Annotated in this window: 14 protein-coding genes; 13 read left to right on the forward strand and 1 reads right to left on the reverse strand. The window is 37.4% G+C overall.

What is annotated here, in order from left to right:
• Window positions 1-481 precede the first annotated feature (481 nt).
• From C1726_RS14345 to C1726_RS14405, 13 genes are all read left to right on the forward strand, one after another.
• Window positions 482-1,978 carry a DEAD/DEAH box helicase gene (locus tag C1726_RS14345; RefSeq protein WP_102273782.1) on the forward strand — a complete coding sequence of 499 codons (1,497 nt, stop codon included), beginning with the start codon at window positions 482-484 and terminating at the stop codon, window positions 1,976-1,978.
• Complete coding sequence (locus C1726_RS14350; protein ID WP_322090997.1) at window positions 1,968-2,672, forward strand: ComF family protein; 705 nt, start codon at window positions 1,968-1,970, stop codon at window positions 2,670-2,672. The genes C1726_RS14345 and C1726_RS14350 overlap by 11 nt, the downstream gene beginning before the upstream one ends.
• 89 nt (window positions 2,673-2,761) lie before the next feature.
• On the forward strand, window positions 2,762-3,193 hold the full coding sequence (locus C1726_RS14355) for a TIGR03826 family flagellar region protein (RefSeq protein WP_102273784.1): 432 nt from the start codon (window positions 2,762-2,764) through the stop codon (window positions 3,191-3,193).
• A gap of 234 nt (window positions 3,194-3,427) precedes the next feature.
• Complete coding sequence (flgM, locus tag C1726_RS14360; protein WP_102273785.1) at window positions 3,428-3,691, forward strand: flagellar biosynthesis anti-sigma factor FlgM; 264 nt, start codon at window positions 3,428-3,430, stop codon at window positions 3,689-3,691.
• A gap of 18 nt (window positions 3,692-3,709) precedes the next feature.
• Window positions 3,710-4,195: a flagellar protein FlgN gene (locus tag C1726_RS14365; RefSeq protein WP_102273786.1), complete on the forward strand. Its 486-nt coding sequence runs from the start codon at window positions 3,710-3,712 to the stop codon at window positions 4,193-4,195.
• An 18-nt stretch (window positions 4,196-4,213) separates the two neighbouring features.
• Window positions 4,214-5,785, forward strand: a complete 1,572-nt coding sequence (flgK, locus tag C1726_RS14370) for a flagellar hook-associated protein FlgK (RefSeq protein WP_102273787.1) — start codon at window positions 4,214-4,216, stop codon at window positions 5,783-5,785.
• Window positions 5,786-5,802: 17 nt separating this feature from the next.
• Complete coding sequence (flgL, locus tag C1726_RS14375; RefSeq protein ID WP_102273788.1) at window positions 5,803-6,690, forward strand: flagellar hook-associated protein FlgL; 888 nt, start codon at window positions 5,803-5,805, stop codon at window positions 6,688-6,690.
• 46 nt (window positions 6,691-6,736) lie between these two features.
• Window positions 6,737-7,312, forward strand: a complete 576-nt coding sequence (locus C1726_RS14380; RefSeq protein WP_102273789.1) for a DUF6470 family protein — start codon at window positions 6,737-6,739, stop codon at window positions 7,310-7,312.
• Between the two features lie 11 nt (window positions 7,313-7,323).
• Window positions 7,324-7,770, forward strand: coding sequence for a flagellar assembly protein FliW (gene fliW, locus C1726_RS14385; RefSeq protein WP_102273790.1), 447 nt, complete (start codon window positions 7,324-7,326; stop codon window positions 7,768-7,770).
• The gene (gene csrA, locus C1726_RS14390) at window positions 7,771-8,007 is read left to right on the forward strand and encodes a carbon storage regulator CsrA (protein WP_102273791.1); all 237 of its coding nucleotides are present in this window, start codon (window positions 7,771-7,773) and stop codon (window positions 8,005-8,007) included. It begins immediately after the preceding gene.
• Between the two features lie 136 nt (window positions 8,008-8,143).
• The gene (hag, locus tag C1726_RS14395) at window positions 8,144-8,956 is read left to right on the forward strand and encodes a flagellin Hag (protein WP_102273792.1); all 813 of its coding nucleotides are present in this window, start codon (window positions 8,144-8,146) and stop codon (window positions 8,954-8,956) included.
• Between the two features lie 72 nt (window positions 8,957-9,028).
• The gene (locus tag C1726_RS14400) at window positions 9,029-9,544 is read left to right on the forward strand and encodes a hypothetical protein (protein ID WP_102273793.1); all 516 of its coding nucleotides are present in this window, start codon (window positions 9,029-9,031) and stop codon (window positions 9,542-9,544) included.
• 1 nt (window position 9,545) lies between these two features.
• Window positions 9,546-11,240, forward strand: coding sequence for a motility associated factor glycosyltransferase family protein (locus tag C1726_RS14405; protein ID WP_180968207.1), 1,695 nt, complete (start codon window positions 9,546-9,548; stop codon window positions 11,238-11,240).
• A 66-nt stretch (window positions 11,241-11,306) separates the two neighbouring features.
• On the opposite strand, the gene C1726_RS14410 is transcribed toward C1726_RS14405, so the two are convergent.
• Entirely contained in the window at window positions 11,307-13,913 is a 2,607-nt protein-coding gene (locus tag C1726_RS14410; RefSeq protein WP_102273795.1) for an IPT/TIG domain-containing protein, read from the reverse strand.
• Between the last annotated feature and the right edge of the window lie 14 nt (window positions 13,914-13,927).

The following is a 13,927-nucleotide window of genomic DNA, read 5'->3' on the forward strand; positions in this document are numbered from 1 at the left end:
GCGGATGACCAATGGGCAGGTACGCTTGAAAGGAACTATTCTCTTATTCAGTACAACGATTTTGCACAGGAAGTAATCGCCCAATACAAATACCGCGGGGANGCCATGAAGCGTTCATGCCGATCGAATATGAGAAAGCCCGAAAAACTGGTAGCCAAGAAGCGCTCATGTCGCCCGAAAAAGAGAAAGCCCGAAAAAATTGGTAGCCATGAAGTGCTCATGCCGATCGAATATGAGAAAGACCGAAAAACTGGTAGCCAAGAAGCGTTCATGCCGCCCGAAAAAGATTAAGACCGAAAAACTGGCAGCCAAGAAGCGTTCATGAAGCAAGAAAAAGCATTTTACGAATAACCTAATAGGTTTAATAGTAATTTCAATAAAGATAACGGTCGTCTTATTCAAAACTAGTTATTAAAATAAGGCGGCTGTTAGATTATTTTGTGACTAACAAAAACCATATAGTTATAAATGAGGTGTTTCTTTGAGATTTGCAATTGTACATTCGAAACTCATTCCTGATAAACTCCTTACATCCCCTGAGATAACACTCCCAATCTCATCTATCGATCAAATTCCCTTTAATCAAATGAATCTAAATTACTCCTACAACATAGAACTCCAACAACAGTTAATAGGCAAACAGCTATTGCTGGATGATCTCGCTTTTCCCATCGAAGAACTCCAAGAACACTACGAAAATGGCTGCCTCATTTACCGCAAAGGAATTTCAATTGAAAAAAACAAACCTGCTTGCACACGATGCGGCAATAAAGATAAACACTTTTTCGCTCACTTCCCATGTTCCCGCTGCGGGGAAGACTGCCTTTACTGCCGGAAATGCATTATGATGGGAAGGATCAGTGCATGTACCCCATTAATCAGCTGGACTGGACCAACGACACTATGGGAAATGAATAGCCCACAGCTTTCTTGGAACGGCTCCCTATCTGAAGGACAGCAAACAGCCTCACAACGAGTGGTTCAGGCGATCAATGAAAACAAAGAGCTGCTCGTATGGGCTGTGTGCGGGGCTGGGAAAACCGAAGTGCTTTTTCAAGGGATTGACACTGCGCTAACTTCTGGGAAAAGAGTATGCCTGGCAACGCCAAGAACAGATGTTGTGCTTGAGCTGACCCCTCGTCTAAAAAATGTCTTCCCGAACATACAGGTTGCTTCACTCTATGGGGGCAGCGAAGATCGCCATTTGAATGCCCCTCTAACAATCACAACAACCCACCAGCTTCTGCGATTCTACCAGGCTTTTGATACGGTCATTCTCGATGAAGTCGATGCCTTTCCTTATTCTGTGGAAGAAACTCTCCAGCATGCGGTCCGACAAGCCCGGAAACAGTCATCCTCTATGATCTACCTTACTGCTACTCCAAATGAAAAATGGCAAACAGAATGCCTTCAAGGAAAAAAGGAAATTGTTACAATTCCCGCTCGCTTCCATCGTCATCCACTGCCGGTCCCACGTTTTCAATGGTGTGGCAATTGGGAGAAATTGCTTAAGAAGAATCGTCTTCCTCAAAATATCCTTCAATGGGTAAAAAAACGTCTGGACGCCAACAAACAATGCCTCCTCTTCATTCCAAAAATTGATAAAATGGAAAAAATTCTTCCGCTTATAAGAACATTGAACCCGAATATAGAGGCTGTCCATGCAGAAGATCCAAAAAGGAAGGAAAAAGTAATGGCGATGCGGAACAAAGAAACCCCTATGCTGCTAACTACTACGATTTTAGAAAGAGGAGTAACTTTCCCTAATATTGATGTGGCCGTATTAGGTGCAGAGGATCGTATATTTACAGAAAGTGCCCTCGTTCAAATTGCCGGCCGTGTGGGCAGGAGTTGGCAGGCTCCAAGCGGAGAGATCACTTTTTTTCACTATGGAAAAACAAAAGCAATGATACGCGCGAAAAATAAAATCGTAAAAATGAATGAAGAAGCGCGAAAGAAAGGACTGATTGATTATTGAACATTGTCTTGTCTGCTTTTCAGAATTAATGCCTCAAATGGGGTGGACTGCATTATTTTCTAAAGAAGAATCGAACTTCATGTGTACGGAATGCTACACAAAATTTGAAAAAATAGAAGGTGTAACCTGCCAGACATGCGATCGCCCACTAGCAAGAGTTGAACCGCAATATATAGTGGATAACCGATGCTTGGATTGTATTCGCTGGGAGGCGGATGACCAATGGGCAGGTACGCTTGAAAGGAACTATTCTCTTATTCAGTACAACGATTTTGCACAGGAAGTAATCGCCCAATACAAATACCGCGGGGATTATATGCTTGCATATATATTTGCACCATTAATCAAGCAAAAGCTCCGCTCGATCCCCTTTGACACAATTGTTCCGATCCCGCTGAGCGAGAAACGCCTCTATGAACGGGGCTTCAATCAATCAGAAGCTTTGATTGCGGCTAGCGGTTATCAGCCCAACAACCTCCTTACAAGAACCCATTCAGAAAAGCAATCAAAGAAATCCCGCACAGAACGAATTCATCTTCGACAAGTTTTTCAAACAAAGATAAATATTCCAAATAAAAAAATCCTCCTTATTGACGATATATATACTACAGGTTCTACGATTAGACATGCCGCGAAAGTGCTTAAAGATGCAGGTGCCGGATCAATAGCCTCGCTCACGATAGCAAGAGGATAACAGAATTTCACAAATCTGACATTTCCTAATTCCGGCATTAGGGCTATAATGTGGAAAAATGATTTTAAAGATAATAAGGAGGAGCCAGCGTGTCTGAACTGACAAACTGTCCAAACTGTAATGACATATTTGTAAAAACACAATTCCGCGACATCTGCCAAAATTGCTGGAAAGAGGAAGAAAAGGCATATGAAACTGTTTACCAATTCATCCGCAAACGTGAAAACCGTGCAGCAACAATGGAACAGGTCGTAAATGCAACAGAAGTAGAAGAAGAACTAATCTTAAAATTCATCAAAACCGGCCGACTTAAATTGACGCAATTTCCAAATCTTGGATACCCGTGTGATAAATGCGGGGCGATCATTCGTACTGGAAAGCTTTGTGATAGTTGTGCGGAGATTCTTCGGAAAGAGCTTGATATTTTTGCAATGGAAGAAGAGCGGAGATTGGAAATTGAGAGAAGAAAGAAGAATGCAACTTATTTTGCGATGGATGAGAAGATCAAAGGGAGAAAATAGCATATTGAAAATGACCTGTTGGATATGGAGAGGATTGATGATCTGCTTGAATATCTTACAGGTTTTTTATTTCAAAAGTTGATATTTACTAGTTCAAAATAAACAAATCATCTTTCTTTTCAATAGGTAATTAGAAGTGATTTCGGCTAATCGAAAAATAATATTTAAAAACATTACACTTTTACCGATAATAACTATATAGAAATTCGCTCGGTATGAAAGTGAGGGATATCAATGAAAATCAATAACTTTGGCACTTCAGGTGTGAACCCGTATAAACGTCAAATGAATAAACTTGAAAATGCTGCAAGAACAACAGCAAATGCAACCGATAAAATAGAAATTTCATCAACAGCAAAAGAAATGCAGCAAGTCTCCCAATATGCCGTCAATCGCCAAACAAAGGTAGATGAGCTAAAAATCCAAGTGGAGAACGGTACTTACAAGATCAACCCAAATGAGGTAGCAAGAAGCATCCTCAATTTCTATAAACAATAATGATTGGAAGGGGTTCACATGTCTGCTGAATTGTTAATTGCATCAATGGAAAAGCTGTGCAAGCTTCATAAAAGCTTATATGAACTTGCAATAAAAAAAACGGATATCATCAAAACTGGGGACATGGACGCCCTTGACCAATTATTAAAAGATGAGCAGTCACATATCGCTGCCATTGATCGAATGGAAAAGGAACGCCAAAAGTTAGCAAAGGTCATTGTTCCACATATTGATCAACCAACAGTATCAGATTGCATAGAAAATTTTGCAGCTGCTGAACAAGAAAAAGTAATGAACGCAACAAATGAACTTATCCAGCTGGTCTTGAGATTAAAGGAACAGAATTATTTAAATCAGCAGCTCGTTCATAATTCACTGCAATTCGTCAATGTTTCTATGAGCTTACTATGGCCACAGCCGGAAAATATAAATTATGGACCACCGACAAAATCAAACAACCCTTACAACAAAAATGCCAAAGGAATGTTTAACTCAAAAGCATAAGAGGATGGAGGAACAAACATGCGTTCAACCTTTATGGGACTAGAAACAGCCCGCCGTGGCATGTTCACCCAGCAAAGCGCTTTATATACAACAGGACATAATATTTCAAATGCAAATACACCGGGTTATTCAAGACAAAGAGTTAACTTTCAGCCAACCTTGCCTTATCCACCGGTAGGTATGAATAGTCCTTACTTACCTGGCCAAATGGGCACCGGTGTTGAGGCAGGATCGATACAAAGAATTAGAGACGGCTTCCTTGATGCACAGTTCCGTACGGAATATAGTAAATTTGGCTACTACGGCACATTAAGCGAATCTCTTTCGAAAATGGAAGGGATTATGAATGAACCTTCAGATTCAGGTTTACACTCTGTGATGGAGAAGTTTTGGAAATCCTTGCAAGATCTTTCTAGCCATACAAATAATTCAGGTGCTCGTGATGTAGTAGGCGCATCAGGTCAAATGGTTGCGGATACACTGAATTATTATTATAACTCTTTAACCCGGGTACAAGACGAAGTTGGAAAGCAAATTGAAGTTAAAACAAAAGAAATTAATACCCTTATTGATAGCATTGCACAAGTTAATCAACAAATTTCTGAAGTAGAACCAAATGGCTATTTGCCAAATGATCTATATGATCAACGCGATTTATTGGTAGATAATCTTTCGAAACTAATTAATATTAAAGTTACAAATGTTAAACCGACTAATTACGGGAATGCCAAAGAGATTGCTGAAGGATTATATAATATTGAAGTTGTTAAGGAAGATGGCAAATCTTACGATCCGCCTATTGACCTAGTGAGTGTGACTAAATCAGGTATTAAAAGAACGAATGGAGTATCGGTTCAATTTGAAAATACAAAAGATCCAAAAGGTGCTGTAACAGGAGTTAGATTTGGAAATGGACAGCTAGTCACAGATAATAGCTTTAAAGGAGATCTTGCAGGATTAATTGAAAGCTATGGGTATAAAGATGGAGTTGGGGACATCAAAGGAACTTATCCAGAGATGATTGATAATTTGAATAAGATGACGTTTGCATTTGTGGAAGAATTTAATCGTATTCATATGGGTGGTCATACATTAGGAGACATCGAGCCAGCACCTGAATTTTTTGTTTGGGATAAAAATATTCCTAATACTGGTAACTACGCCCAACTAATTAAAGTGAATGCTGACATAATTAAAAATCCAAGCTTAATTGCAGCGGGTGAAAAAAGTGGAGCTTCAGGTGATAACGGAAATGCACAGGAGTTAGCAGACTTGAAGACCAAAAATTTTTCTTCTTATCTCACTGGTAATCCTGGAAAACTATCAGGGAGCCTTGACACATTCTATTCTGGAATCATCGGAAAACTTGGGGTCGATTCACAAAAGGCAATTAAAAACACTGAAAATACAGCGATTCTAGCAGATGCTGTTGATGTAAATAGACAATCAGTTAGTGCGGTATCCATGGATGAAGAAATGTCAAATATGATCAAGTTTCAGCATGCCTACAATGCTTCAGCAAGAAACATTACTGTGGTTGATGAAATGCTCGATAAAATAATTAATGGTATGGGTGTAGTTGGACGATAAGGAGTGAATATTAAATAATGCGCGTAACTCAGACAATGCTTTCAAATAATATGCTAAGAAACTTAAATAATAATTATAACAGACTTGGCAAACTCCAAGAGCAAATGAATACTCAAAAGAAATTCACAAAGCCATCAGATAATCCAGTCGCTGCAATGTTAGGGCTTGGATATCGAACGGATTTATCAAGAATCCAACAATACCAAAGAAATATTGGTGAAGTACAGAAATGGGTAGATAGTACGGATAGCGCATTAGATAATGCAATATCTGCATTGCAGCGAATTAGAGAACTTACTGTGAAAGCAAGTAATGACACGCATGAAAAAGACCAGCGAGAAGCAATTACAAAGGAAATTGAGCAGTTGAAAGGTCAGCTTGAGAGTATTGGTGACACAGAAGTTGGGGGTCAATATATATTCAATGGGGAGGATACGAATAAAAGACCTTCTGATGGGTATAGCGATGGAGAAATTAGATTAGAAGTATTCTCAGGCATTACATTGCCAATTAACACTGTTGGTAAAGACCTATTTGGACCATTAGTTGGAGGTACAGATATAACTAATGGACAGCCAATAAATTCGTATCTTGATGATTTGATTAATAAGATAAGAACTGGAACTGGCGAGGATATTACCGGTGAGCTAGATAATATTGATGACCACATAGATAAGTTTCTCAGCGAACGTGCAACAGTTGGAGCAAGACAAAATCGGGTAGAGATGATGAATGAAAGACTCGGACAGCAGGAAGTATTCTCAACACAAATTCTTTCTAGTAATGAAGATCTTGATATGGAAAAGGCAATCATTGAAATGACTACGGCAGAAAGCGTCCTCCGTGCATCCTTAAGTGTCGGATCTCGAATCATTCAGCCGACATTAGTTGACTTTTTAAGATAATGCTATCTATTTTTATAGATAGCTTTTTTTATAGGGAGTGTTTTATATGCAGTTACCTCAAATTAGGCTCCAATCGAACTTTATTAAAATTGGGCTAAATATTGAACATCCAGTACAGGAAATTGAACAGCCAAAGGCGATTCAATCAATTGAACAGCCGAAGGCCATTGTAGAAATCAAAACAACACCTGGCAGGTTAACAATTGATCAAACAAAAGCACGTGCAGATATGGATTTAAAGAGTGTTGCGGTTAGAATTAGGGAATTTGCTCAAAGTGGATACAGTGATTCGTTAAAGGGAATACAAAGAAGAATGGTGCAGGGGGATGAGTTGATGAGAATTGAAAACAAAGGGAATCCGCTTGCTGCACAAGGGAAAGAAAATGGTGAAAAGCCAATGAAGCAGTTTAATATTGGCTGGATCCCTTCTCATTTTAGTGTAAAGCTGAACTATGAACCCGCAAAGGTAAATATTCATGTGGAACCACAAAAGCCGATTATAAATGTACAAGTCCAAAAACCAATCCATAATTATACTCCTGGTAAAACAACTGTTGGAGTATTGGAGTGGAACAGTCTGGATATCGACTTTGTCAATTTGTTTCCCGAAAAAAATAAGTAAGTGGTGAAAAAATGATTATAAAAACAAAATTTCATGGGGATCAGGAAATTGAAGCAGAAAAAATCATATCGTTTCCTGCAGGCATTCCTGGTTTTTTAGAAGAAAAGGAGTTTTACCTTATTCCGCTTGAAGAAACGGCTCTGGTTGTTTTGCAATCGATTCATATAAAAGAGGTTGCGTTTATCATAACAGACCCTTTTAGTTTTTTCCCACAATATGAATTTGAACTGCCGCAGGATCTAGTTGATACTCTGAAAGTGGAAGCAGAAAAGGATGTTGTTGTATTTGTTATTTTAACTATAAAAGATCCATTTCATCAAACGACGGCTAATTTGCAGGCGCCCATAATAATTAATCAGACAATAAAGCAGGGGAAACAAGTAATTCTAAACAATACATCTTACACAACTAGACATCTTTTTATTGAACCTCTGAGCACTCAACAGGAGGGGGAATAAATGCTAGTATTAACAAGAAAGCAAAAGGAATCAATTATTATTGGGGATGACATAGAAATCATTGTGTTATCAATAGATGGGGAACAGATAAAATTAGGTATCAATGCACCAAATAGCATTGAAATCCATCGAAAAGAAGTCTATCTTTCGATTCAAGAAGAAAATACGCATGCGATTAAGACGGAGACGAAACTACTTACTGACCTTGGTAATTATTTCAAACAAAAAAATAATTAATTTTTGCTAAATAAATCTCAGGTCGTGTCGATATTAGTAATGTAAAGTTGAATAAGGAATAAGGCGGCCGACTTTTGTCTTATTTAACTTAAAAACCACATGGATGTGGGATATAACACTCAAGGAGGAAACAAACATGATTATCAATCACAATATTTCAGCAATGAACACACACCGTCAATTAGGTTATGCAGGCAACGCTCAAGCTAAATCAATGGAGAAATTAGCTTCAGGTCTTAAAATCAACCGTGCAGGTGATGATGCAGCAGGTCTAGCGATCTCTGAAAAAATGCGTGGACAAATCCGCGGTTTAGATATGGCTGCTAAAAACTCACAAGATGCAATTTCTTTCATTCAAACAGCTGAAGGTGCATTAAATGAAACACACTCAATCCTACAACGTATGCGTGAGCTTGCTGTACAAGGTGCGAACGACACAAACACAGCAGAAGACCGTGCGGAAATTGATAAAGAAATCAATCAACTTGTAAATGAAATTGATCGTATCTCGTCTACAACTGAATTTAATACTCAGAAGTTATTAAGTGGCGGAATTACAAATACAATCTTCCAAGTAGGTGCGAACGTTTCTCAAACTATTACATTAAAAATTGAAAGTATGAGTTCAGGTGCATTAGGTGTAGATGCTTTAGCTGTTACTGATAATAAAGAAGCTAACAAATCTCTTTCTGCTATCAACAAAGCGATTAGTCGAGTATCTGCAGAGCGTTCTAATCTTGGTGCTCTTCAAAACCGTTTAGAGCATACAATTAATAACTTAGGTACTTCTTCTGAGAACTTATCTGCTGCTGAATCACGTATTCGCGATGTGGATATGGCGAAAGAAATGATGAACCAAACGAAGAATTCTATTCTTTCTCAAGCAGCTCAAGCAATGCTTGCACAAGCTAACCAACAGCCACAAGGTGTACTTCAATTACTTCGTTAATAGGTAAATGAAAAATAATAAATAGATAGCCGTGAATCCGGCTATCTATTTTTTAAATTGGAGAGAGCAAAAATGATTTTTATTAATGATGAGTTAGTTACAAACGAAACGGATCCAATCGAGGTTGAACAAATCGTAAAAAAATATTTGGTTAGAGAGAAATTAGTGTTAGTTGATAAAGAGGGTCAACCATTAGGACCAGAAGAGCAAGCTGAATTACTATCGGAAACGTTAAGTGATCATTATTTCGAAGCTGTTCATACGTCTATTCTTCTTCGAGATTTCAGAGCGGAATTGCAGTTATATATTAAGAAAGTCGATGAGTATATTGAAAACACAAGGGATAAAGAGGATTTCTCTACGGTAAATGTTAGTTTTGTGCAGGTTATCGAAGCTTTAATGGAGTTCTCTAGCGTGTCTACTTTCTTACACAAAGATTTAATGGACCCAATTGTTTTGACCAGCATTACAGAGAAGGCATTTAAACAAATGGAAATGGGCAATTTAGAGTATTTACTTGATTTAATGGAGTATGAACTACTTCCTGTTCTTAATGAATTTGTTGATGAAATTAATGAGGAAATGTAGTATGGTTTACCAAATTAGAGAACAACTATCAGATTCGGGACATAACGTATTTATATATGAAGAAAATGAAACGATTGTTCCATTAAATTCACTTTATTCACCGGTGAAAGAGGCTCAGCGATATTTAAAAAAACTAAGTGAACTAAATAAACAATTTATCGTTTTTATTGGGGTTGGTAATGGGGTTCTTCTGGATACTCTCATGCAAAGCAAAGTGTTTGAAAAAAATGTGCACTTTCTTTTTATCGAGCCTTTTTCTGAAATTAAACTTAGTGAAAAACATCTATCCTGCATTTCGAAATCGAATAAATTATCCTTTTTTTATTTAAAGGATTTTACTTCCCTTATATTTGCTCAATTTATATCAAAATATATTTCAATACCAATATGTATTCAAACGCATCCTAACTATTTAAAAGCTAATCAGAAAACGGTTAGAGAATGTTTGAAAATTATCCATGAGGGTACTGAGACGAAGCAAATATTAAATAATACCGAAATGAAATTTGCAGTAGATTGGATTGTCGAGCCTTTATTAAATATCCAACATATTTCAAAGTCAATTAATATTAAAGCCCTTCAAGGGAAGTTTAAAGGCGAACGAGCGGTTCTAATAGCAGCTGGTCCATCACTTAAAGAACATATGGATTTTTTGGAGGAAAGGCAAGATTCCTATCACCTGTTTTCGGTAGGCTCAGCATTAAGGGCATTGTTAAAAAGCGGAATTCACCCTGATTATGTATTGAGTGTTGATGCAAGTAATCTGAATTATGCAACGCATTTTGAAGGTTTAGATTATAAAGGGACACTTATTTATGAAACAATGTCCAATTCGAATATTCAAAAGCATCACCAAGGCTCGCTTGTTGTCTCGAGAGCATTAACAGATAATGTAACGTCACACTTCTTTAAAGATATTTATCCTTTTCCAAATGCAGCACCTTCAGTAGCTATTTATACGCTGCAAGTAATAGCTTACTTAGGTTTTTCGGAAGTATATTTAGTAGGTCAAGATTTAGCGCTAATTGGTGGAGCATACTATGCTGAGGGAGTTAAGCACCATTCAGGGATGAAAGATTTAAAAGATGAACTGTGGGTAGAGAATAATCAAGGTGTTCAAGTTGGAACAACGAAAGCATTAAAGATCTTTTTGGAATCTTTTGAATCACTTATTAAAACACTTCCAGAAAGTTTAAAGATCTATAATTTATCAAAACTTGGTGCGAAAATTGAAGGAACAAAATATGTTTCATCCAATATGATAGAACTAACCGAGCCTAAAAAATCCATCATCTTTGAAAGAAATACGATTCAACCTTCTATTGATAAAGATTTAAATGTTTCGATTGCTGAGTTTCTAAACAAATTAGACTTATTAAAAATAGAGGTTAGTGAAGCTAGTAAGCATTTAAACAGATATATAAAGATTGGATTGGTTTCCCCAGATGATATGATTAAAGTTGTAAAACGGTTCCGTAAAGTGGCGAAACATCAACTGTTGGAAGACATTATCTTATCTAGGGTCACGTTTATGTTTGATTCAATCATTAATAAGTTTGCTTATTTTGATGATAAAGGGAAGTATTCAAGTGATGATTTACTCGAACTTGTTCATGAATTAAATCGCTTTTATGAACTGGTTAATACATATATTAATCAGCTATTGGCGGATGAACGATTAATGAAATATAAATAAAAAAGACTGGCTATAAATAGTCCAGTCTTTTTTATTTCGTAGAGCTTCTTCAAAGAGAATACTTCATTAATTGTAAGTATATTGGATGGAAGCTTGAGCCCCTTCTTTGTCAACCGTAATATCAACTGTGCCCGCTGCTGCAGCTGCTGGCATTGTGATACGGATGCGAGTGGTTCCGTAGTACGTATAATCCACTGCTTGTCCATTAACAGTAATAGCCATTTTATTATTGAAATTTGTTCCATATATATAAACTACGTTACCGCCTTTTACAGGGCCGCTAGTTACAGAAAGCCTTGTAACAGTAATGGGAATTGGGATATACTCATAGCTATCAGTAAGGATGAACTCTTGCTGATCTGGGTTTACTACTTTAACTGATACTAAACCAGTAACAGAAGAAACTGGAGTTATAAGTTGAACTTCTGTATCAGTCATTGAAACAATCGTAGCAGCAGTATTGCCAAAATAAACTTTCATTCCTTTTTTGAAGTTGCTTCCGGTAATCGTGATCGCTTCATTTCCAGCAATAGTCCCTGAATTATTTGAAAGTGATGTGATGGTTGGTGCAGGATCCATAACTGGTACCGTATAGGAGAATCCTCCGGTTAGTACTGCAGATTGCCCATCAGGATTTACTAATTTCACATCAACAGTTTTACCTTGATTGCTCACAGGGATATTAATACGTATTTTGCTAGTAGTGATGAAATCTATGACTGCCTCTTCATCGCCAAAATAGACTTTAGACGTTCGTGTGATGTTTTTGCCGAATAAAAAAATAATCTTTTGTTCACCAGTTAATGCTGTTGATTCTGATAATCGGGTAATCTCTGGTGCTGGTGGCGGTGGTGGTGCTAAATATTCATAGGCATTTGTTAACTCTGCGATAGTACCATCTGGGTTTTCTGCTTTAACATTAACAAAGCCTACAGTTGTTGATGCAGGGACGGTAACTCCAATTTTACTTGAATTTACATAGGAGTATACAACTGCTTCTTGATCCCCAAAATAAACTTTAACTTGTCTATCAAAATTAGCGCCAAATAGATAAACAGTATCACCACCTGTTAATTTACCAGAATTAGCGGAAAGACTGTTTAGTTGAATGACTGGTGGCGGTGGTGGTACTAAATAGGTATAGGCATCAGCTTTCTCTACTTCTGTTCCATCAGGATTTACCACTTTTACAGCGACTAGACCATCTGTTTTCGATTCTGGAACAACCGCATAAAGTTTGCTTGCATTGACAAAAGTTGTAGATGCATCTATTCCATTAATAATAACTTTCGCACCATTCATAAAGTTAGAGCCGAATACGGCTATTTGATTGCCCCCTTCCATCTTTCCTTCTGCTGGTGTTACATAAGAAAGAGTTGGCTCAGCATAGTACATAAACGACCCGATAGCGAATTGATTATCACTATTAACTACTTTTACATCAACTGCTCCTTGGGCTCCAATAGGAGTTTTAACAATAAGCTTATCTGGAGATTCAGAAAGAACCGTTGCTTGATTTTGACCAAAATAAACTTTCGCCCCTGGTAGGAAGTTCTTCCCTGTAATCGTAACTTCTTCCCCACCAGTCGTTAGTCCTTTCTCAGGATTAATCGCTGAAATAACTGGTTTTGGGTTAAGAACTTCAATAGTAGGATTCACAGTGTCTAATGAATAGCTTATCTTCTGGTGATCCTCAAAAACTGTTGATGTTTTTCCTAAAGGATATTTTCCTGCTTTTGTTGTAGACTTTGCACGAATTTGATAAGTAAATGTTAGTTCTTTTGATTTTAATTCCTGTACATCCCATTCTAATGTGTTTCCATTAACTGTAGGCTTTGGAATGTTATTATCGTATGAACCAGGAACGATTTCAAATTCAGGCGAAACAGTGTCCGTTATTTTCACATTATAGGCGCTTGCTAATCCAATTTCCTCTACAATTTTCTTGTATACATCAGATAAACCAACTGAACCTAGTACAAAATGATGGTGGTCTGCTGATGTAGACATATCTTTTAATAATTTGTTTGGTGCACTTGTATCTGGGTTTTCATTAGCTCCTAATAATGCAATTGAGTAAAAAATAATTCCAGCATCTTTAGCAGCCTTTGCGCTTGCTAACGCATCAGGAGTACTATTTGCAGCGCCATCTGTAAGAATTACAATCGTTGGCTGTGCTTCTGGGCGATGGTTTGCTAGCATTGCAGTTGCTTTTCTTACTGCATCACCCGTATTTGTTCCCCCGCCAAGTTGGATTGTATCTACATATGCTTTTGCGGCTGTCGCATCAGTTGTTAAAGGAAATGAAGATGCTGTGTCACTATAATCAACAATTCCCACTTGATGTTTAGTTAGATCCATTAAATCAATAAATTCTTTTGTTGCATTTTTGGCTGCAGTTAAGCGATTGTCGCTTTGCATACTTCCAGATTTATCAACAATTAAAATGACATCATTTGGTCTAACAATTGTGGAATCCTGTGGAGTTCCTTTAATTGATAATGTTACATTTGCAATATCGTTTTCTACCAAACTATTAACATCAACTGTTTTTGTGATCTTCATTAGATCACTTCCAGAAGGTGTTGCTGCATTTGCAGAGTATGGTAGAATGGAGCTGAATATAAGAGCTACAACTAAAAGTATAGTTCTTATGTAGTGTTGCTTTTTCATTGATTTCCCACCTT

The organism is Cytobacillus massiliigabonensis, from assembly GCF_900199725.1.
Lineage (GTDB): Bacteria > Bacillota > Bacilli > Bacillales > Cytobacillaceae > Cytobacillus > Cytobacillus massiliigabonensis.

Bases quoted from the DNA above. Each gene is read 5' to 3' on its own strand.
- flgM (WP_102273785.1), top strand. From the start codon at position 3,428: ATGAAAATCAATAACTTTGGCACTTCAGGTGTGAACCCGTATAAACGT.
- C1726_RS14365 (WP_102273786.1), top strand. From the start codon at position 3,710: ATGTCTGCTGAATTGTTAATTGCATCAATGGAAAAGCTGTGCAAGCTT.
- flgK (WP_102273787.1), top strand. From the start codon at position 4,214: ATGCGTTCAACCTTTATGGGACTAGAAACAGCCCGCCGTGGCATGTTC.
- flgL (WP_102273788.1), top strand. From the start codon at position 5,803: ATGCGCGTAACTCAGACAATGCTTTCAAATAATATGCTAAGAAACTTA.
- C1726_RS14380 (WP_102273789.1), top strand. From the start codon at position 6,737: ATGCAGTTACCTCAAATTAGGCTCCAATCGAACTTTATTAAAATTGGG.
- fliW (WP_102273790.1), top strand. From the start codon at position 7,324: ATGATTATAAAAACAAAATTTCATGGGGATCAGGAAATTGAAGCAGAA.
- csrA (WP_102273791.1), top strand. From the start codon at position 7,771: ATGCTAGTATTAACAAGAAAGCAAAAGGAATCAATTATTATTGGGGAT.
- hag (WP_102273792.1), top strand. From the start codon at position 8,144: ATGATTATCAATCACAATATTTCAGCAATGAACACACACCGTCAATTA.
- C1726_RS14400 (WP_102273793.1), top strand. From the start codon at position 9,029: ATGATTTTTATTAATGATGAGTTAGTTACAAACGAAACGGATCCAATC.
- C1726_RS14405 (WP_180968207.1), top strand. From the start codon at position 9,546: ATGGTTTACCAAATTAGAGAACAACTATCAGATTCGGGACATAACGTA.
- C1726_RS14410 (WP_102273795.1), bottom strand. From the start codon at position 13,913: ATGAAAAAGCAACACTACATAAGAACTATACTTTTAGTTGTAGCTCTT.